At 64.3% G+C, this 19,348-nt stretch carries 15 protein-coding genes; 10 read left to right on the plus strand and 5 right to left on the minus strand.

Going from position 1 to position 19,348, the window contains the following annotated elements:
• Positions 1–6: 6 nt before the first annotated feature.
• Positions 7–1,926 (minus strand): phosphogluconate dehydratase, encoded by a 1,920-nt coding sequence (edd, locus tag ACHAC9_RS10135; protein WP_435759708.1) that lies wholly within the window; start codon positions 1,924–1,926, stop codon positions 7–9.
• Positions 1,927–2,156: 230 nt separating this feature from the next.
• Here edd and pgi point away from each other — a divergent pair, with 230 nt between their 5' ends.
• The 4 genes from pgi (at position 2,157) to ACHAC9_RS10155 (ending at position 7,206) form a co-directional block, all read left to right on the plus strand.
• Positions 2,157–3,797, plus strand: coding sequence for a glucose-6-phosphate isomerase (gene pgi, locus ACHAC9_RS10140; RefSeq protein ID WP_435759710.1), 1,641 nt, complete (start codon positions 2,157–2,159; stop codon positions 3,795–3,797).
• Between the two features lie 26 nt (positions 3,798–3,823).
• Positions 3,824–4,720: an SMP-30/gluconolactonase/LRE family protein gene (locus tag ACHAC9_RS10145; RefSeq protein WP_435759712.1), complete on the plus strand. Its 897-nt coding sequence runs from the start codon at positions 3,824–3,826 to the stop codon at positions 4,718–4,720.
• Between the two features lie 138 nt (positions 4,721–4,858).
• Positions 4,859–6,334 (plus strand): glucose-6-phosphate dehydrogenase, encoded by a 1,476-nt coding sequence (zwf, locus tag ACHAC9_RS10150; protein ID WP_435759714.1) that lies wholly within the window; start codon positions 4,859–4,861, stop codon positions 6,332–6,334.
• A gap of 17 nt (positions 6,335–6,351) precedes the next feature.
• Positions 6,352–7,206, plus strand: coding sequence for an SIS domain-containing protein (locus ACHAC9_RS10155; RefSeq protein WP_435759716.1), 855 nt, complete (start codon positions 6,352–6,354; stop codon positions 7,204–7,206).
• Positions 7,207–7,252: 46 nt separating this feature from the next.
• Here the strand turns inward: ACHAC9_RS10155 and ACHAC9_RS10160 are convergent, their stop codons facing one another.
• The gene (locus ACHAC9_RS10160) at positions 7,253–7,999 is read right to left on the minus strand and encodes an SDR family oxidoreductase (protein WP_435759718.1); all 747 of its coding nucleotides are present in this window, start codon (positions 7,997–7,999) and stop codon (positions 7,253–7,255) included.
• Between the two features lie 76 nt (positions 8,000–8,075).
• On the opposite strand from ACHAC9_RS10160, the gene ACHAC9_RS10165 reads away from it, so the two are divergent.
• Both ACHAC9_RS10165 and ACHAC9_RS10170 read left to right on the plus strand, forming a co-directional pair.
• On the plus strand, positions 8,076–10,259 hold the full coding sequence (locus ACHAC9_RS10165; RefSeq protein ID WP_435759720.1) for a hybrid sensor histidine kinase/response regulator: 2,184 nt from the start codon (positions 8,076–8,078) through the stop codon (positions 10,257–10,259).
• Complete coding sequence (locus ACHAC9_RS10170; RefSeq protein ID WP_435759722.1) at positions 10,256–10,651, plus strand: ASCH domain-containing protein; 396 nt, start codon at positions 10,256–10,258, stop codon at positions 10,649–10,651. Before ACHAC9_RS10165 ends, ACHAC9_RS10170 begins: the two co-directional genes overlap by 4 nt.
• A 10-nt stretch (positions 10,652–10,661) precedes the next feature.
• Here ACHAC9_RS10170 and ACHAC9_RS10175 read toward each other — a convergent pair whose 3' ends face one another.
• A complete protein-coding gene (locus ACHAC9_RS10175) occupies positions 10,662–11,066 on the minus strand; it encodes a hypothetical protein (RefSeq protein WP_435759724.1) in 405 nt (134 codons plus the stop codon).
• A gap of 457 nt (positions 11,067–11,523) precedes the next feature.
• On the opposite strand from ACHAC9_RS10175, the gene ACHAC9_RS10180 reads away from it, so the two are divergent.
• On the plus strand, positions 11,524–13,824 hold the full coding sequence (locus tag ACHAC9_RS10180) for a choice-of-anchor I family protein (RefSeq protein WP_435759726.1): 2,301 nt from the start codon (positions 11,524–11,526) through the stop codon (positions 13,822–13,824).
• Between the two features lie 21 nt (positions 13,825–13,845).
• On the opposite strand, the gene ACHAC9_RS10185 is transcribed toward ACHAC9_RS10180, so the two are convergent.
• Entirely contained in the window at positions 13,846–15,474 is a 1,629-nt protein-coding gene (locus ACHAC9_RS10185) for a methyl-accepting chemotaxis protein (RefSeq protein WP_435759728.1), read from the minus strand.
• Positions 15,475–15,752: 278 nt separating this feature from the next.
• On the opposite strand from ACHAC9_RS10185, the gene ACHAC9_RS10190 reads away from it, so the two are divergent.
• The gene (locus ACHAC9_RS10190) at positions 15,753–16,250 is read left to right on the plus strand and encodes a GAF domain-containing protein (RefSeq protein WP_435759730.1); all 498 of its coding nucleotides are present in this window, start codon (positions 15,753–15,755) and stop codon (positions 16,248–16,250) included.
• Between the two features lie 76 nt (positions 16,251–16,326).
• Positions 16,327–17,256, plus strand: coding sequence for a transaldolase (tal, locus tag ACHAC9_RS10195; RefSeq protein ID WP_435759732.1), 930 nt, complete (start codon positions 16,327–16,329; stop codon positions 17,254–17,256).
• Between the two features lie 87 nt (positions 17,257–17,343).
• On the opposite strand, the gene ACHAC9_RS10200 is transcribed toward tal, so the two are convergent.
• On the minus strand, positions 17,344–17,862 hold the full coding sequence (locus ACHAC9_RS10200) for a TetR family transcriptional regulator (RefSeq protein ID WP_435759734.1): 519 nt from the start codon (positions 17,860–17,862) through the stop codon (positions 17,344–17,346).
• 257 nt (positions 17,863–18,119) lie between these two features.
• On the opposite strand from ACHAC9_RS10200, the gene ACHAC9_RS10205 reads away from it, so the two are divergent.
• A complete protein-coding gene (locus ACHAC9_RS10205) occupies positions 18,120–19,337 on the plus strand; it encodes an efflux RND transporter periplasmic adaptor subunit (protein WP_435759736.1) in 1,218 nt (405 codons plus the stop codon).
• The last annotated feature ends 11 nt before the right edge of the window (positions 19,338–19,348 follow it).

Consider the following 19,348-nt stretch of genomic DNA (forward strand, 5'->3'; position numbering starts at 1 on the left):
TAGTAGTCACTTCGGGGTCCTGAACAGGAAGTCTTCGTCGGAGCCGGGCATGATTTCGCCGCTGTCGGCGCCTTCATGCAACGGCACGGTGGTGTGGCGTGGCGAGGGCAGCGGGAAGGTCGCCGCGCCCTCTTCCGCCGCGCTGCTGGAATTGCGGAACATGGCGAACAGCTCGCGTCCCATGCCGATGTGGGACGACGAAATGTCGGCCGTGACCTGCTTGCGCGCGGCCCATACCTCGGCCGGCACCAGGGCTTCGAGCGTGCCGGTAGCGGCGCAGACGCGGATGATGTCGCCGTCGCGCACGCGCCCCAGCGGACCGCCGGCCAGGATCTCCGGCGACACGTGGATCGCCGCCGGCACCTTGCCCGAAGCGCCCGACATGCGGCCATCGGTGACCATCGCGACGCGGTGGCCGGCGTCCTGCAGGTTCGACAGCGCAGGGGTGAGCGCATGCAGCTCCGGCATGCCGTTCGCGCGCGGGCCCTGGAAGCGGATCACGGCCACGAAATCGCGGTTCAGGTGGCCCGCTTTGTAGGCGTGCATGAAGTCTTCCTGCGAATTGAAGGTCAGCGCAGGCGCTTCCACGGTCTGGTGTTCGATCTTGACGGCCGAGACCTTCATCACGGCGCGCCCGAGATTGCCCTTCACCAGCACCATGCCGCCATTGCTGCTAAACGGGTCGGTGTGCGGACGCAGCACCGATTCGTCGCCTGACTGCAGCGGCACGTCCTTGAACACGGCCTGGCCAGCATCATCGAGGAACGGTTCCTTGCAGTGCTTGCGCAAGCCGTGGCCGAGGATGGTATTGACGTCGTCGTGGGCGAGGCCTGCATCGAGCAGTTCGCGGATCACGAAGCCCGGGCCGCCGGCGGCCTGGAAGTGGTTGATGTCGGCGTCGCCGTTCGGGTAGATGCGGCTCAGGAGCGGCACGACTTTCGAGAGTTCGTCGAAGTCGTTCCAGTCGATGACGATGCCGGCCGCGCGCGCGATGGCGACCAGGTGCAGCGTGTGATTGGTCGAACCGCCCGTTGCGTGCAGCGCGGCGATGGCATTGACGATGCTCTTCTCGTCGACGATGTGCCCGACCGGCATGTAGTTGCCGCCCTGCTGGGAGATCGCCACCGCCTGGTGCGACGAGGCGCGCGTCAGCGCATCGCGCAGCGGCGTGCCCGGGGTGATGAAGGCGGCGCCCGGCATGTGCAGGCCCATCATCTCCATCAGCATCTGGTTGCTGTTGGCGGTGCCGTAGAAGGTGCAGGTGCCGGCGCCGTGGTAGGAGGCCGATTCGCACTCGAGCAGTTCTTCACGCGTGGCTTTACCTTGCGCGTAGAGCTGGCGCACGCGCGCCTTTTCCTTGTTCGACAGGCCGGTCGTCATTGGACCACCCGGCACGAACACAGCCGGGATATGGCCGAAGTGCAGCGCGCCGATCAGGAGGCCCGGGACGATCTTGTCGCAGATGCCGAGGTACAGCGCGCTGTCGAACATGTTGTGCGACAGCGCGACGGCGGTCGACATGGCGATGGTGTCGCGCGAGAACAAGGAGAGCTCCATGCCCGGCTGGCCTTGCGTGACGCCGTCGCACATGGCCGGCACGCCGCCCGCGAACTGGGCCACGGCGCCGATCTCGCGCACGGCGTCCTTGATCACCTTCGGGAAGTATTCGAACGGCTGGTGTGCCGACAGCATGTCGTTGTAGGACGAGACGATTGCCACCGACGGTTTCTTGGTTTCGCGCAGTTTCAGCTTGTCGTTGGCGGGAAAGGCGGCGAAACCGTGGGCCAGGTTGGTGCACGACAGCGCGCCGCGCTGCACACCTGCGATGCGCGCCGCCTCGAGGTGCGCAAGGTAGGCCGCGCGCGAGGCGCGGCTGCGCTCGATGATCCGGTTCGTTACCTGTTCAACTACGGGGTGCAGCGCCATAATCGTTCCTTCGAAATTGTTTTCTGAAATTTTACTACAAAGTGGGGATGGGGGTTGTGGCGAGCCTCTCAGTTTGAGGCGTTGGAGCCAATGTACCGCGTGGGCACAGACCGATCAGTGTCAAGGTCACGCGCAAAACCAAGCGCCCGCACGCCTTATCATGTAGTGAATTTACGCGCCATTCCTGTATCATTCGATAATCTGTTTAAAACAACATCGCGCACGCTCTCATGACCACGCCACTCACCAGCACGACCAGCTTCCAGGCCCTCGAAACCCACGCCACCCTGGCAGAAGACTGGGAGATGCGGCACCTGTTCGCAGCCGACCCGCAGCGCTTCGAGCGCATGTCGACCGAGGCCGCAGGCCTGTTCCTAGACTATTCAAAAAACCGTCTTGACGGGCGCACGCTTGAACTGCTGGCGGCGCTTGCCCGCGAGCGCGGCGTGGAAGCGCAGCGCGACGCCATGTTCGCTGGCGAAAAGATCAACAACACCGAAAACCGCGCCGTCCTGCACACCGCCCTGCGCGCACCGCGCGACGCGCAGCTCAGCATCGACGGCCAGGATGTGCCGGCTGACGTGCACGCCGTGCTGGCCCGCATCAAGACCTTTACGGACGCGGTGCGCAGCGGCGACTGGCGCGGCCACACCGGCAAACCGATCAGCGACATCGTCAACATCGGCATCGGCGGCTCCGACCTCGGCCCGAAAATGGTCTGCCTGGCACTGCGCCAGTACAGCCACCCGAGCCTGACCCTGCACTTCGTGTCGAACGTGGACGGCCACGACATGGACGCCGCGCTCGAGAAAGTGAACCCGGAAACCACGCTCTTCATCGTCGCCTCGAAAACGTTCACCACGGCCGAGACCATGATGAACGCGCAGACCGCGCGCCGCTGGTTCCTGGCGCACGCGCAGGAAGAGGCGCTCGCCAAGCATTTCGTGGCGGTGTCGACAAACGTGGAAGCGATTAAAACCTTCGGCATCGACCCGGCCAACATGTTCCCGTTCTGGGACTGGGTCGGCGGGCGTTATTCGGTGTGGTCGGCGATCGGCCTGCCGGTGGCCCTCGCCGTCGGCTTCGGCTACTTTACGGATTTCCTGGCCGGCGCCCATGCCATGGACCAGCACTTCTGCAGCGCGCCCGTCGAGGAAAACATGCCGATGCTCCTGGGGCTGGTCGGTTTCTGGAACCGCCAGTTCATCGGCTGCACCTCGGTCTCGATCGCGCCCTACCACCAGGACCTGAACCGCTTCCCGGCCTATCTGCAGCAGCTCGACATGGAGAGCAACGGCAAGCGCGTGACAAAAGGCGGTGAGCTGGTCGACACGCCGACCTGCCCTGCCATCTGGGGCGAGCCGGGCACCAATGGCCAGCACGCCTATTTCCAGCTGCTGCACCAGGGCACGGACGTGACGCCGATCGACTTCATCGCGGCGCTGCGTCCGGCGCACGAGCTGCACAACCACCACACCGCCCTGCTCGCAAACTGCTTCGCCCAATCGGAAGCCTTCATGAAGGGCAAGACGATCGACGAGGTGCGCAAGGATTTGCAGGAACAGGGTCTGGCGCTGGCCGAGATCGAGCGCCTGGCGCCGCATAAAACCTTCCCGGGCAACCGTCCGAGCAACACGATCCTGATGGAATACCTGACACCCGCCACGCTCGGCGCCCTGATCGCGCTCTACGAACACAAGACCTTCGTGCAGGGCGTGCTGTGGGACCTGAACAGTTTCGACCAGTGGGGCGTCGAGCTGGGCAAGGTCCTCGCGAAGAAGATCGAGGCCGAGCTGGCCGGCGAGCGGCAGCCCGCGCAGCACGACAGTTCCACGAATGGCCTGATCGCGCGCGCGAAGGCCGCCGTTTAATGTTGAATCACAGCGTTGAGCACAGCATGAAGAACTTCAAAATCGACGTCCTCCACGACGCACCGATGCTGGTGGGCGAATGCCCGCTCTGGCACGACGTCGAATCTGCCCTGTACTGGGTCGACATCGACGGGCGCACCGTGAACCGCGTGCATCCGGCCAGCGGCAAATTCTCGTCCTGGAAAATGGGCTCGGAACCGTCCGCCATCGCTGCCGACGGCGACAACAACCTGGTCGTCGCCACCCGCACCGGCTTCGTGCGCCTGAACACGACCAGCGGCGACATCACCGATATCTGCGCGGCTCCCTACGACACGGCGATCACCCGCTTCAACGACGGCCGCGTCGATCCACAGGGGCGCTTCTGGGTCGGCACCATGTACGAGCCGCGCGACAAGCCGGCCGCCGAGATGTATGTGCTCGAGCGCGACGCGTTGCGCCTGGCCTGGTCGGGCGGCATGACCAATTCGAACGGGCTGGCCTGGTCGCGTGATGGGCAGGCCATGTTCCACGCCGACACCACCAGTCACCGCATCGACCGCTACGACTTCGATGCCGCGACCGGCACCGTGGCGAACGGGCGCACGCTGATGACCTTCTCGACGGACAAGACGGCGGCCGATTATGGCGGGCGTCCGGATGGCGGGGCGGTCGATGCCGACGGCAATTACTGGATTGCGATGTTCGAAGGAGGACGCTTGCTGAAGCTCTCGCCGACGGGTGCACTGCTGCGAGAAATCGTGTTGCCGTTACGCTGCCCGACGGCGCTCGCTTTCGGCGGCACCGGCCTGCGCACGCTGTATATCACCAGCGCCAGCCATGGACGCTCGGCGGCTGAAATCGCCCAGTATCCGCTGACGGGCAAGGTGCTGTGCATGAAGGTGGATGTGGCTGGCCTGGTGCAGCCGGAGTATCGGCGCTGATTGACAGAACCGGTTACGTCCCTTCGGTCACCGATTCGTGAACGCACCGCCTTACGTAGTAGAATTTCTTGCTAAGCGCATATTCATGTAGTAAATTTACATGAACAGCTCCCCTTCCCCTTTGCGACACGAATAACTATGGCAATTTCCGATTTCGACCTCGTTCTCTTTGGCGGCAGCGGCGACCTTGCGATGCGCAAGCTGTTGCCTGCGATGTACGCACGCGACGTCTGCAGTGACCTGCCGCAGACCGCCCGCATCATCTGCGTCGGCCGCGACGAGAGCTCGCAGGAAGAATTCCTGAATTTCGTCGACGCGCATTCGAAGCAGCACATCAAGGACCAGGAAAGCGTCGACGAGGGCAAGTGGCAGCAGTTCCTCAAGCGCATCACGTATGTCGCCCAGGACGCCACCGACGTCAAGAGCTACGGCCCGCTGGTCGATGCCCTGCGCGACGACGAAGCGATCACGCGCGTGTACTACCTGGCGACGCCGCCACACCTGTTCGCCCGTATCTGCGACAACCTGAAAGCCACCGGCCTGGCCACGCCGCATTCGCGCGTGGTGCTGGAAAAGCCGCTCGGGCGCGACCTCGCCTCGGCCAGGCAGATCAATGCGGACGTCGGCAAGGTGTTCGCCGAATCGCAGATTTACCGGATCGACCACTACCTCGGCAAGGAGACCGTGCAGAACCTGCTGGCGCTGCGCTTCGGTAACGTGCTGTTCGAGCCGCTGTGGCGGCGCGAGTGGATTTCCGACGTCCAGATCACCATCGCCGAAAAGATCGGCGTGGGCAACCGCCTCGGCTACTACGACACCTCGGGCGCGCTGCGCGACATGCTGCAGAACCATCTGCTGCAACTGCTGTGCATCGTGGCGATGGAGCCGCCGACCTCGATCTCCCCGGACGCCGTGCGCGACGCCAAGCTGCAGGTACTGCGTTCGCTGAAGCGTTTTACCCCGACCACGCTCTCGCAAAACATCGTGCGCGGCCAGTACCGCGCCGGCTTTGTCGACGGCCAGGCCGTGCCGAGCTACCGCGAGGAGCCGGATGCGCCGAAACAGTCGAAGACCGAGACCTTTGTCGCCATGAAGGCGGAGATCGACACCTGGCGCTGGGCCGGCGTACCCTTCTACCTGCGCACCGGCAAGCGCATGGCGGACCGCCTGGCCGAGATCGTTGTGCGCTTCAAGCAGATCCCGCATTCGATTTTCAACCAGCCGACGTCGAGCTTCCAGCCGAACAGCCTGGTGATCCGCCTGCAGCCCGACGAAGGCCTGTCGCTGAACCTGATGGCGAAAACGCCAGGGGATTCCATGCGCCTGAAGCAGGCCGAACTCGAACTCGACTTCCGCGAGCAGTTCAAGGCGCCGCGCATGGAAGCCTACGAACGGCTGCTGCTCGATGTGCTGCGCGGCCAGCTTACCCTGTTCATGCGTGGCGACGAACTGGAAGCGGCCTGGGAGTGGGTCGAGCCGATCCTGAATCACTGGGAGCAGGACGACACGGCGCCGGTGCCTTATGCATCGGGCACCTGGGGTCCGGCGTCGTCGTCGGCCCTGATCGGGCGCGACGGCCTGCAGTGGCGCGAAGAAGCCTTGCCGGAAGACTGACTCATCACAGGCTGACTATGCTGCTCGACTCGATCCGCACCCAGCTCGACTCGCTCTCGAAGTCCGAGCGCAAGGTGGCACTGGCCGTGCTGGAGGCCCCCGGCGCCACCGTCAGCCAGAACATCACGGCGCTGGCAAAAAATGCGGGCGTGTCCGAGCCCACCGTCGTGCGCTTTTGCCGCACGCTCGGCTACGACGGCTGGCACGAGTTCAAGCTGAAACTGGCGCAAGGCCTGGCGCTGGCGCTGCCAAGCGCGAACGAGCAGCCGGCGCAGGACGACCTGGCCGCGGACCTGGTCAACAAGATCTGCAGCCGCTCGATCAACACCCTGCTCGACCTGCGCAACAACTTAAACGCGGAATCGGTGCAGAAGGCGCTCGACATCCTGTCGCGTGCCAACAAGATCGAGTTCTACGGCCAGGGCACGTCCGGCATCGTCGCGGCCGACGCGCAACATAAATTCTTCCGCTCGGGCGTGCCGACGGTGGCCTACGCCGACCCGGCGATCCACTCGATCGCGGCCGCCTTATTGCGCGAAGGCGATGCGGTGGTGGCGATCTCGCAGCGCGGAAACAACCCGCAGCTGGTGCGTTCCGCGAAACTGGCGCGCCGCGGCGGCGCCGACGTCATCGTACTGGCGCCGTCCGGCACGCCGCTGGCCGACATGGCAAGCGTCCTGATTCCGATCGATCTCGTCTTCAACATCGACCCCTACACGCCAATCTCGGCGCGCCTGGCCTACCTGGTCGTGATCGACGTGCTGGCCGTGGGCCTGGCGCTGCAACGCGGGCCGGAGTTCCGCAAAAAAATGCAGAACGCACAGAAGGCGCTGCAGGAATTCGATATGCAGTTCGATTCGTTCATCGGCTGACAAAAACGTGTGAACACCTGGGGTCCCTGACCCCAGCTACTTTTACTCAGCGTCCACCCGACACCTCGATGAAACTGCCGGTGGTGTATGACGCCGCATCCGACAGCAGCCACAGGACAGCGCGGGCGACTTCGTCGGGCGCGCCGCCGCGTCCCATCGGCACCGATGATTGAAGCCGCTCCACCCGCCCCGGTTCGCCGCCATCGGCATGCATCTGCGTATGAATCAGGCCAGGACGCACACCATTGACGCGGATGCCCTCGCCTGCCACCTCTTTCGACAGCCCGATCGTCAGGGCATCGACCGCCGCCTTCGATGCTGCGTAATCGACGTATTCTCCCGGCGAGCCCAGGACGGCCGCGCGCGAGGAGAGGTTGACGATCGCGCCACCGCTGCCGCCCTGTTTCGTCGACATGCGCCGCACCGCTTCGCGTGCGCATAAAAAGCTGCCGACGACATTCGTCGCCATGATGCGCCCGATGCGCGCCGCATCCATCTGTTCCACGCGCATCTGCGGCGCCAGCACGCCGGCGTTGTTGACGAGCGCATCCAACCGGCCGAAGCGCGCGTCCAGCAGCGCGAACAGGCGTTCCACCTCGGCCTCTTGCGCGACATCGGCGCGGATCGCGAATGCCTCCCCTCCCCCATCCTCGATGGTGCGGACGACATGCGAGGCTGCCGCGTCGTCGCTGCGGTAGTTGATGCAGACCCGATAGCCCTGTTCGGCCGCCAAAAGCGCACAGGCGGCACCGATGCCGCGTCCGCCGCCGGTGATGAGGATGGTTTTCGTCATGGTGCAGTCCCGTGAGGTCGCCGATCAGTCGGCGCGCGTTTCAACATATAATGCTTTTTTACCAAAAAGTCACGCCATGCAGCCGCCCACTGGCTTCACCCTCTCCTTGCGTCGACTGCTCATCCTGCTCAGCGCGATCGGCCTGCTGCCCCTGGCTTTGCTGGGACTATGGTCGCTGCACACGGCCAGCCAGTACCAGCAACGCGAACAGAACCGCGCCATGCTCGACCAGGCGCGTGCCCTGTCGAGCGCCGTCGATGCCGAGCTCGACGGTGCGATCGCGACCCTGGCCAGCCTGGCACGGGCGCCCGCCATGGACGGCGGCGACCTGCGCGCCTTCTACGCTATCGCCCGCGACCAGGTCGCCGCCCAGCCGGAGTGGCTGGCGATCATCCTGACTGACGCCTCGGGCAAGATCCTGTTTCGCACCACGACCCCGTTCGGCGAACCGGCCGGGCGCCTCACCGATCCGGAAAGCCTGCGCAAGTTGCTGGCGGTGCAAAAGCCGCTGGTTGGCCGTGTGGCGCGCGGGCTGCGGGGCAATATCGCATTCCCGGTGCGCGTGCCGATCCGTGATGAGACCGGCCGCTTGTATACGCTCAGTGCGGTGATCAAGCCCGACCGGATTCTCGCCGTCATCAAGCGCCAGCGCGTGCCCGAAGGGTCCGTCATTACCGTCCTCGACGCTTCCGGTTCGATCGTGGCCCGCTCGCGCGATCACGCCAACCGGGTGGCCGGTCCACCCAGCCCGTCGCTGGAGCAGCTGATGCTGGAAGCCGCGCCCGAAGGCGTGGGCAGCACTGTCAACCTCGAGGGCCAAACCCTTGCAAGCGCCTTTACGCGCGTCTCACGCTACGGCTGGACGGTCGCCATCGGCGTGCCGCAGCCGGCCATCGGCGCCGCGTCACTCAGGGGCATTGCGCAATATGCCTGGGGCCTGGCCGCTTCGCTGCTGGCCTGTATCGGCCTGGCCTCGCTGCTCTCGAACCGCATCGCGCGCAGTGTCGCCAACCTGCAGCAGGGCGCGGCTGCGCTTGGCGCGGGGGAGAAAGTCAGGCTCGCGCCCTCGCGCATCCGCGAGCTCAAGCTGATGGGCCAGGCGTTGGCGGCGGCGGCGAAACAGCACGCCACGCATGAGGAGGAACGTTCGCGCCTGCTCGCCTCGCTGGAAGACGCGCTGGCGGCCAGCCGCGACGCCAGCGTGGTGAAAGACGAATTCCTGGCCGTGCTCGGCCACGAGCTGCGCAATCCCTTGAGCCCGATCGTTGCCTCGCTCGACCTGATGGACCTGCGCGCCGACAGCGCCAGCCAGCGCGAGCGCACCATCATGCGGCGCCAGGTGAATCATCTGAAACGCCTGGTCGACGACCTGCTCGACGTCTCGCGCATCACCTCGGGCAAGATGCAGCTTGAACTGCGCGCGCTGAATCTGGCCGACGTGGTGCGCCATGCCGCGACCAGCCGCCCCGGTCCGCCGGTCGCACTCATCGCCCCGGAAGCGCTCTGGGTCGAAGGCGACGAAAGCCGGCTGGCGCAAGTGCTCAATAACCTGCTCTCGAACGCCGAACGCTTCGGCGACGGCGCCACCCGCATCACCTTGTCAAGCAGCGCGGGCATGGCGCAGCTGGAGGTCAGCGACGGCGGCATCGGCATGCACCCGGAACTGCTGGCGCGTGTGTTCGAACCGTTTTACCAGGCGCCGCAGCAAGTCGCGCGCAGCACCGGCGGCCTGGGACTGGGCCTGGCGATCGTGCGCAAGATCGTCGAACTGCATGGCGGACGCGTCTCGGCCCACAGCGACGGCCCCGGCACCGGCAGCCGTTTCACCGTCGCGTTGCCGCTGGCTGCCGCGCAGGCGCCGCTGCCGGAACTGGCGCCCCGCCAGCCTGGCCTCGGCAAGCAGGTGCTGATCGTGGACGATAACGTCGACGCCGCCATGACGACGGCGCTGGTGCTGGAACAGTTCGGCCATGAAGTGCGCGTCGCCCACACCGCCGCGGCGGCGCTGGAAGCGGTCGCACGCTACCGGCCGTCGGTCGCGATCCTCGACATCGGCCTGCCCGACATGGACGGCTATGCGCTGGCCGCCGCGATCCGCCGCAGCGGCGCCGCGCCGCGGCTGGTGGCGCTGACCGGTTACGGGCAAAAGTCGGACGTCGAGCGCGCCGCCGGAGCGGGGTTTGACCTGCACCTCACCAAGCCGGCCTCGCTCGAAGACCTGGAACGGGCCGTATCGGGCGTGGTGGGAGTGAGCGCATGACGAAGCGAAAAAAATTGACTTTCCATGGCGTCGACGAGAACGACGACAGCCTCGTGCGCGACGTCATCGCGGGACGCAAGACCGTAACAGCCGACACGGTCGAGGATTACCACAGGGGCTATGGCGAGCTGGGGGACGGCGGCTACCTGGTGGGCGACATCATCGACGTACATGACCTGAAGGGACGTCCGCGCTGCACGATCCGCGCACTTGAAGTGCGCGTCATCCGCTTCGGCGACATTCCGGAAGACGTCTGGCGCGGCGAGACGTTTTCAAGCGCCGAACAATTCAGGGAAGTCCATATTCGCTGTTTGCCGCACCTTGACTTGCACGACGGGTTCGAGTTCGTGACCCTGCATTTCGAACTGCTCGCTTTAGCACCCTCGCCTTGATGTGCCGCGGCTAATCGTGATTCGACCTCGTTGACAGCGCTACCACCGCCATACCCGCGGCGATGACCAGCGCGTCTTCAATGAGTCCGCTACGCGTCTGACCGATACGCGCCATGGCCTGCTTGCGCCCGGCAAGCGTCAGGTAGGCAAGCGGCACGGCGGTTGCCACCGCGACCGCCGCTCCGGCCCCCTCCCGCCCGCGTGGCGCCAGGGCGGCACCAGCGATTCCGGCGCTCATCACGCGCGCCAGCAGCCCCAGGAAGACAGTACGGTCGGGCGCAGTCTTCATCTTGTCACCGAAGAGTTCTCCGACGCCCATCGCCATCGCACCGTATTTGAATAGCGGGCGATCGAGCAGGAATACCTCGCCCGGCGTACGACGGTCGGCGAGGCGTGCCGCGGCGATGGTGGCCATGGGCGTCATCGATCGCGCGCTGGCGACGGCGCCAATCAGGGCGGAGGGGAGCAGGCTGGGAATTGTCATAATTTACTGGATCCTATGCAAATGGGAGTGTCTCGAATTGCCAGGACAGTTGAGCCTGGCAAGTCAGGGTACCTGACCAGGCGAGCTTCCGACGCACGCGTCGGGGAGCAGCCTCACTCGCCACGCCCATCAGCGCTCAGTCGATGCTCACTTCCTTGCGGTTATCGCGCGACACGCGGTCGGTCATCTTGTTGTAAGGGTCGACGCCGACATCGAAGGGCCGCTCCTTGACCAGGAATGAACGACGAATTCCCCGGTATGTGCATGGTCGATGGACAGCCTCGACGCGCACTGTCGCGAGGGGCCGAGGCGACTCCGAAGTCTGCATTTCGTCACGATCCTGTCATCTGCCTTTCCTAAAATGCAAGCCCATTCAAGGAGATCAGACATGCAGGCATTCAGAGGGCGCAAGGCGTCGATCGCGGCTGCGGTCGCGACGATGGTGATGTTGCAGGCGTGTGGCGGCGGCGCCGATGCCGTGGAGGGGCTGGAATTGCACGGCGTCGTTGCAGTGGGCGCCCCGCTGGTCGGCGCCAGCGTCGCCCTGCACTGCATTACAGGCACGCCGGCCGCTACCACGACCGGCGCTGACGGCAGCTGGTCGATTCCGGCATCCGTGACGCTGACCCTGCCCTGTGCGATTGAAGTGAGCGGTGGGCGCGTCGGCAGCAGCACGGGCGTCGACAACACGCAACGCCTGCACGCGGTGGCCACCACGCCGGGCGTGGCGAACGTCACCACCTTGAGCAGCCTGCAGACGGCTGTCATGACCGGCCAGGAGCCGGCCGCCTGGTATGCACGGCTCAAGACCGATCCGACCGGCCTGCGCACGATCGACACCGCGGCGGCGGCCAGCGCCACAGGCCGCCTGGCGGCACAGCTGCCCGCTTCGCTCGCGCTGCCATCCGGCTTCGACCCGGTCGCGACCGCGTTTGCCGCGCGTAGCGATAACCAGGTCGACCAGCTGCTGGTCAGGCTCCAGAGCATCCTGGCCGAGAACGACATCAGCTTGACGGATGCGCTGGCGCAAGCAGCAGCCAAACTGCCCGTGATTGAAGCGACGCCGGTCACGCTGACCCTGGCCCGGATTGGCGGCTTCGGTGGCGACCTGGTCGACGGCAAGCTGGTCGATACGCACGAAATCCCGGCCTACGATCCGCTGACCAGGCGCCTGTTCGTGGTCAACGGTTCCGGCACCGGCAACGTCGAGGTCTGGAACATCGCCGATCCGCGCAACCCGGTTCAGGTGGGCACCCTGCGTACCGAAGCGTTCGGCAGCGGCCTCGGCGGCGTGAACAGCGTCGCGGTGCGCAATGGCATCGTCGCGCTGGCGATCCAGGGTACGCCGAAGACGGCAAACGGCAGCGTCGTGTTCGTGAATGCATCGGACCTGAGTACCTTGTCGAAGGTCGCGGTCGGCGCCCTGCCCGACATGCTCACCTTCACGCCCGACGGCATGCACGTCGTGGTCGCCAATGAAGGCGAGCCGAACAGCTACGGACTGGCCGATTCCGTCGACCCGGAAGGTTCGGTGAGCATCGTCAACATCGCCGACATCCGCAATCCCGTCGAGCGCAAGGCGACGTTTACCGCCTTGAACGACCAGGCAGCGGCCTTGCGCGCCAGCGGCGTGCGCATTTTCGGTCCGGGCGCCAGCGTGGCCCAGGACCTGGAACCGGAATACGTGACGGTGAGCGCCGACAGCAAGACGGCCTACGTGACGCTGCAGGAAAACAATGCGATCGCCGTGGTCGACATCGCCGGCGCCAGGGTCAATGCGATACGCCCGCTCGGCTACAAGGACCATGACCTGGCCGGCTTCGGCATGGACGTGAGCAATGAGGACGGCGGCGCCAACACGAACAGCGGCACCCCACTGGTAAAGATTGCGCCAGTGCCGGTGAAGGGCATGTACCTGCCGGACGGGATTGCCAACTACACGGTCGGCGGCGTGACCTATCTCGTGACCGCGAATGAAGGCGACGCCCGGGCCGATTGGCCGGGCTTCAACGAAGAAACCCGGGTGCGCGACTATTGCGGCACCCTGGGCCTGGATCCATCGCGTTTCAGCGGTGACATCGCCAACCTGACGCGCGACTCGAACCTGGGGCGCCTGCGCATCACCACCACGCCGAACGGCGGCGGCAACGGCAAGAACAGCGCCGGCCAGTGCACCGAACTGCTTGCCTTCGGTGGGCGCTCGTTCTCGATCTGGAATGCGCAAAGCGGCAAGCGCGTGTACGATTCGGGCGATGCGTTCGAGGTCAAAACGGCCGAACTGGCGGGCAAGCCGGGCTTCGACTTCCCGTTCAACACGGGCCATGACGAAGCCGACGCGCTCGACGCACGCAGCCCGAACAAGGGGCCGGAACCGGAAAGCGTCGTGCTGCAGCGCTTCGGCAAGAAGACCTTCGCCTTCATCGGACTCGAACGCGTCGGCGGCGTGATGGTGTACGACGTGAGCGTGGCTGCATCGCCGAAGTTCGTCACCTACATCAACACCCGCGCCGGCGCCGGCGTCGTGGTGAAGAACGCGAACGGCGACAATGGCATCGTCAACGGCGGCGACCGCGGTCCGGAAGGCCTGGTCGTGATCCCGGCGGCCACATCCCCGACGGGCAGGCCAATGCTGGTGGTGGCGAACGAGATCAGCGGGACGACGTCGATGTTCGAGATCGGGCTGAACTGATCCGTTCAGGCGTCGGAACGCTTATCCCAGCGCCAGTTGTCGTGACGCTGAACCCGACGCCCTCGCCTGGCTGTGGCGCGCCGCGGCGCCGGGGTGCTCACCGGCGGTATCGAGCTTGAAGGTGCTGACCAACTCGGCCAGGGACGCCGCCTGATCCTGAAGCGACGTGGCCGCAGCCGCAGCCTCTTCGACCAGCGCCGCATTCTGCTGGGTGACGTCGTCCATCTGCGTGATAGCGGCATTGACCTGCTCGATGCCCAGTGTCTGTTCGGCGCTCGCGCTGGCGATGTCGGACATGATCACGGTAACGCGGGTAATGCCCTGAACGATCTCCTGCATGGTGGAGCCGGCCTGCTCGACGAGATGCCCGCCAGTTTCGACCTTGCTGACGGAGTCGGTGATCAGGCCGCGGATTTCCTTGGCTGCGGCCGCCGATCGTTGCGCCAGGTTGCGCACCTCCGACGCGACAACGGCAAAGCCCCGGCCCTGCTCGCCGGCGCGTGCTGCCTCGACTGCGGCATTGAGCGCAAGAATGTTGGTCTGGAAGGCGATGCCGTCGATCACCGCGATGATGTCGGCAATTTTTTTCGACGATGCGTTAATCGACGCCATCGTCTCGACAACCTGGGAGACGACCTCGCCGCCGCGTGTTGCGATACCCGAGGCGTTCTGCGCCAGCGTGTTTGCCTGGCGTGCATTGTCTGCATTCTGCCTGACGGTACTGGTCAGTTCCTCCATCGATGAAGCGGTTTCTTCGAGCGAGCTTGCCTGCTGTTCCGTGCGGGCCGACAGGTCCAGGTTGCCCGCAGCGATTTGCCGGGACGCCGTCACGATGGTCTCTGTACCGGAGCGCACTTCGGAGACGGTCTTGAGCAAGCTTCCATTCATGTCTTTCAAGGCCGAGAGCAGCACGCCGACTTCATCGTTCGACGACACCTGAATATCGGCGGTCAGGTCGCCGGAAGCGACCTGTTGCGCGAGGCCGACCGCACGCGCCAGCGGGCGCGTGATGCTTCGGGTGAGCACCAGGCCCAAGCCAATTCCGCACGCCAGAGCGACGATGCCGAGCGCGATCAGGAAGGTTCGCGAGCTGGCATACACCTCATCGATACGCTGGTTCGCAGCCTGGAACAGTGAATCCTGAAAAGCGGCGACGTCCTCGACGTAGGCAAGGTACTTTTTCATCTCGGGCAGCAGCTTTTCGGCGACCGCAGCCTTGAGTTCCTCGTTGATGCCCCCCTCGGCCTTGCGCTTGAAGATCTCGTTGCGCACCGCGACATAGACCTTGCGCTGCGCGGCAACGGCCTGCATGTTGGCTTTGCCTTTCTCGCTCGTGACCAGGCCTTCGAGTTCTTCCTGCAGCTTGCTGACCTGCGCGCTGACAGCTTTCATTTCGCTGTCGAGCGCCTGCTCATCGGCCGGATCCGTGCTTTTTGCCTTGGCCAGTGTCCGTACACTATTCGTTGCGAGCCCTTCGCGCCATGCAGCAGCGAGTTTCGCCTTGTGGTTTGCTCCCGCCATCTCCGTCTTGGCCTCATGGATGCGACCGAGCTGCCACAAGGCGCTCAACAGCATGACACCGAGCAGCAGGAGAAGGACCGCAAAAGCGCCGCTGAGACGGGTGCCGATTTTAAGATTCGCTATTTTCATAAGGATGGGACCAAAAGGTTCTGGATGAGCGTGGGCTATATGCAGACCTGTAAGGACACACTAGCGGAAAGTTTACGTAAGATAACTCCTACAGAACGCGATGATTCGTCGGTGTGTTAAAAATAGGTGTGCTGTGGTGCAACGCACAACTAAAGGTCGCCTATTCACAACGCTTTGATGACTGCTTTGCATTCATCATGTCGAATCAACCAGCTGGGATCAGAATCAACATGCGCGCTGTAAAATAGCGTTTTTCGTCTCAGCTTTCGGCCCAATCCATGCACATCAATCCAGAACGCAGCACCCGTCCCGATTACGACCTGCTGGTACGCCAGGTCGTCAGTGTGCTCGAAGGCGAACGCGACCTGACCGCGAACGCGGCCCAGTTTTCCGCGCTCGTGTACGACACCCTTGCCGACCTGAACTGGGCCGGTTTTTACTTCACCGTGCCGTCGAAAAAAGGCGAAGGCCAAGATTTGCTGGTCGGGCCGTTCCAGGGCAAACCAGCGTGCGCGCGCATTCCGTTCGGACGCGGGGTGTGCGGGACGAGCGCCGTTGAACGCAAGACGATCGTGGTGCCGGATGTGCATGCGTTTCCGGGGCATATCGCTTGCGATTCGGCGTCGGCGTCGGAGATCGTGCTGCCGGTGCTCAAGGATGGCAGGCTGGTGGGGGTGTTCGATATTGATAGTCCGGTGCTGGATCGGTTTTCGGAGCAGGATCGGGCGGGACTAGAGGCGATGGTGGCGGCGTTTGTTGAAGCGACCGAGTGCTGAAGCCGTACCCGTGGGCACGCGTGCCCACCCACGAATGCAAATAATATTTGCAATAAATACTGATTAGGCAAATTATATGAACCAACTCGACCAACTCAAGCAATACACCACCGTCGTTGCCGATACCGGCGATTTCCAGTCGATCAAGGCGTATGCGCCGCAGGATGCGACGACGAATCCTTCGCTGATCCTGAAAGCCGTGCAGAAGCCGGAATACCTGCCGCTGCTGCAAAAGGCCGTGGCCGAATCGGACGGCGGCTCGCTTGATGAAATCGTCGACCGCCTCTTGATCGCGTTCGGCGTCGAGATCCTGAAATTCGTGCCGGGCCGCGTGTCGACCGAGATCGACGCGGCCTTGTCGTTCGATACCGAAGCGACCGTCGCCAAAGGCCGCGAGTTGATTGCGCTGTATGAAGAAGCCGGCGTGTCGCGCGAACGCGTGCTGATCAAGATCGCGTCAACCTGGGAAGGCATCCGCGCCGCGGAGATCCTGGAGAAAGATGGCATCCACTGCAACCTGACCCTGCTGTTCTCGCTGTGCCAGGCTGTCGCTTGCGCCGAAGCGGGCGTGAAGCTGATTTCGCCCTTCGTCGGCCGCATCTATGACTGGCACAAGAAATCGACCGGTACTGACTACACGGGTGCGGACGACCCGGGCGTGCAGTCGGTCAAGGGGATTTACCAGTACTACCGCAAGTTCGGTTATCAGACCGAAGTCATGGGCGCGAGCTTCCGGAATACCTCGCAGATCCTGGAACTGGCGGGCTGCGACCTGCTGACCATTTCGCCGGACCTCTTGCAGAAGCTGGCCGACAGCGATGCCCCGGTCGAGCGCAAGCTCACCGATGACGGCGATGCGTCGATCGAGAAGATTGCGCTCGACGAGAAAAGCTTCCGCTTCATGCTCAATGAAGATGCGATGGGGACCGAGAAGCTGGCCGAAGGGATTCGCGCGTTCGTGGTGGATTCGAAGAAGCTGAAGAAGATGATCGAAGAAATGCGTTGATGCTTTCAGCCTGCGCGCGGCGGTTTGGCGCTGCGTGGTGATATGGACGCCGGCTCGATGCCGGCGTTTTGTTGTACATGCTCGCGCTTACCTCGTACGAATTCCTTCCAGCATGGTGCCGATCATCTTGTCGCCGAGGTCGATCAAGCTGAACGAGGTCGGTTCGAACATCCAGTTGCGAATCAGGCCGTCCATCAATGCCCACAGGCCCGTCGCCAGCAGTTGGGGATCGACATCCGGCTTGATCTGGCCGCCGTCCTGGGCCAGCTTGAGGCGTTCGACCACCTGGGCGATCAAGTCGCCCTTGCTCTGGCGGCGGCGCACGCGCACCGCATCCATCTCGCTGACGAACTCCACCTTCAATGAAGCGATCTCGAGCACGCGGCGTGCCTGCGGATTCGTTTCCGTGACGCGAAAAATTTCGACGAAGAACTGGCGTACGTCGGCCAGGACGGTCGTCGCGTCCGACTTGCCCAGTGAGCTCAGCGCGCACTCGAACGGCAGTGTCACCCTCTCCATCATGGCGTTGAATAACGCGCCCTTGTCGTCAAAATGCCAATAAATCGCGCCGCGCGTCACACCGGCTTCGGTTGCGATATGCTGCAAGGTCGTTCTTGAGACCCCTTGCTCAACAAATAATTTCTCTGCAGCATCCAAAATGCTGTCGCGTGTGGCCGCTGCTTCTTCTTTTGTCCTGCGGGCCATGTCTCTTCTCCGTTTTTAAGTGGTCCTGCACGTTAAACATACACTCGTGATAGTATATAAAAAAATCCGCAAAAGCCAGTGATGCAAGCGTGCGCAGGACCGAGAGGATACCTGAGGGCGGTTGCGTCTTTCCCAAAAAATCCAGAAGGAAGCACGTAATGCGCTCTGCCCACTCCTCTCCCCTGTCCCTGACCCGGATCGCCGCCTGCACGCTGATGGCCGTGGCCCTGCTGTCGGCCTGCGGCAAGAAAGACGACGCCCAAGCCGCTGCCGGCGCCGGCGCCAAGATGCCGCCGCCCGAAGTCGGCGTGATCACCACCACCACCCAGCCGGTCGCATTGCAGACCGAACTGCCTGCGCGCGCCGAACCGGTCCGTGTGGCGCAAGTGCGCGCCCGTGTCAACGGCGTGGTCCTGAAGCGCAATTTCACCGAGGGCAGCGTGGTCAAGCAGGGCCAGTCGCTGTATCAGATCGACCCGGAACCGTATCAGGCCCAGGTCAGCGCTGCCCAGGCGGCTCTCGGCCGTGCGCAGGCAAACCTGAACCAGGCCAGGGCGACGGCAGAGCGCTACAAGCCCCTGGTCGAGGCGAACGCCATCAGCAAGCAGGAGTACACCAACGCCGTCGCCGCCCAGAAAACGGGTGAAGCCGATGTCGCCGCGGCACGCGCCCAGCTGAGAATCAACCAGATCAGTGCCGGCTATGCGAACGTGACGGCGCCGATCTCGGGCCGCATCGGCCGCGCGCTGGTGACCGAAGGCGCACTCGTATCGAGCGCCGAAGCGACCGAACTGGCCGTCATCCAGCAGACCGACAAGATGTTCTTGAACATCACCCAGTCGGCGACCGACCTGCAGCGGCTGCGCAAGCAGGCCGGCGGCCAGAACGGCAGCGCGCCGGTCAGCGTCATGCTCGACGACGGCACGGAATTGCCAACAAAAGGCCGCCTGCTGTTCTCGGACGTGACGGTCGATCCAACCACCGGCCAGGTCACCCTGCGCGCCGAAGTCAACAATCCGGACAATGCCCTGCTCCCGGGCCAGTACGTGCGCGTGCGCCTGTCGCAGGCCTCGCTGCCGAACGGCATCCTGGTGCCGCAGCAAGCCGTCACCCGCGGCGGCGCGAATGGCGACACCCTGATGGTCGTCGGCGCCGACAACAAGCCTGCCCCGCGCACCGTCAAGATCGGCTCGCAGCAGGGTTCGAACTGGGTCGTGCTCGATGGCCTGAAGGCCGGCGAGCGCGTCATCGTCGACGGCTTCCAGAAGCTGCAGATGATGCCACCAGGTACGCCGGTGAAAGCCGTGCCCTGGACCGCGCCGAAGAGCGAAATCGTGGATCCGGCCGCCGCCGCGCCGGCAACGGCCGCCCGCTAAGCCGCAACGCA

The organism is Massilia sp. CMS3.1, assembly GCF_051262535.1.
GTDB lineage: Bacteria > Pseudomonadota > Gammaproteobacteria > Burkholderiales > Burkholderiaceae_D > Telluria.

What these genes read in the sequence shown, in the direction of transcription:
- ACHAC9_RS10145 (WP_435759712.1), top strand. Translation starts at nt 3,824, where the DNA reads ATGAAGAACTTCAAAATCGACGTCCTCCACGACGCACCGATGCTGGTG.
- ACHAC9_RS10180 (WP_435759726.1), top strand. Translation starts at nt 11,524, where the DNA reads ATGCAGGCATTCAGAGGGCGCAAGGCGTCGATCGCGGCTGCGGTCGCG.
- ACHAC9_RS10175 (WP_435759724.1), bottom strand. Translation starts at nt 11,066, where the DNA reads ATGGCCACCATCGCCGCGGCACGCCTCGCCGACCGTCGTACGCCGGGC.
- ACHAC9_RS10185 (WP_435759728.1), bottom strand. Translation starts at nt 15,474, where the DNA reads ATGAAAATAGCGAATCTTAAAATCGGCACCCGTCTCAGCGGCGCTTTT.
- ACHAC9_RS10205 (WP_435759736.1), top strand. Translation starts at nt 18,120, where the DNA reads ATGCGCTCTGCCCACTCCTCTCCCCTGTCCCTGACCCGGATCGCCGCC.
- tal (WP_435759732.1), top strand. Translation starts at nt 16,327, where the DNA reads ATGAACCAACTCGACCAACTCAAGCAATACACCACCGTCGTTGCCGAT.
- ACHAC9_RS10170 (WP_435759722.1), top strand. Translation starts at nt 10,256, where the DNA reads ATGACGAAGCGAAAAAAATTGACTTTCCATGGCGTCGACGAGAACGAC.
- ACHAC9_RS10155 (WP_435759716.1), top strand. Translation starts at nt 6,352, where the DNA reads ATGCTGCTCGACTCGATCCGCACCCAGCTCGACTCGCTCTCGAAGTCC.
- zwf (WP_435759714.1), top strand. Translation starts at nt 4,859, where the DNA reads ATGGCAATTTCCGATTTCGACCTCGTTCTCTTTGGCGGCAGCGGCGAC.
- ACHAC9_RS10165 (WP_435759720.1), top strand. Translation starts at nt 8,076, where the DNA reads ATGCAGCCGCCCACTGGCTTCACCCTCTCCTTGCGTCGACTGCTCATC.
- ACHAC9_RS10190 (WP_435759730.1), top strand. Translation starts at nt 15,753, where the DNA reads ATGCACATCAATCCAGAACGCAGCACCCGTCCCGATTACGACCTGCTG.
- ACHAC9_RS10160 (WP_435759718.1), bottom strand. Translation starts at nt 7,999, where the DNA reads ATGACGAAAACCATCCTCATCACCGGCGGCGGACGCGGCATCGGTGCC.
- pgi (WP_435759710.1), top strand. Translation starts at nt 2,157, where the DNA reads ATGACCACGCCACTCACCAGCACGACCAGCTTCCAGGCCCTCGAAACC.
- edd (WP_435759708.1), bottom strand. Translation starts at nt 1,926, where the DNA reads ATGGCGCTGCACCCCGTAGTTGAACAGGTAACGAACCGGATCATCGAG.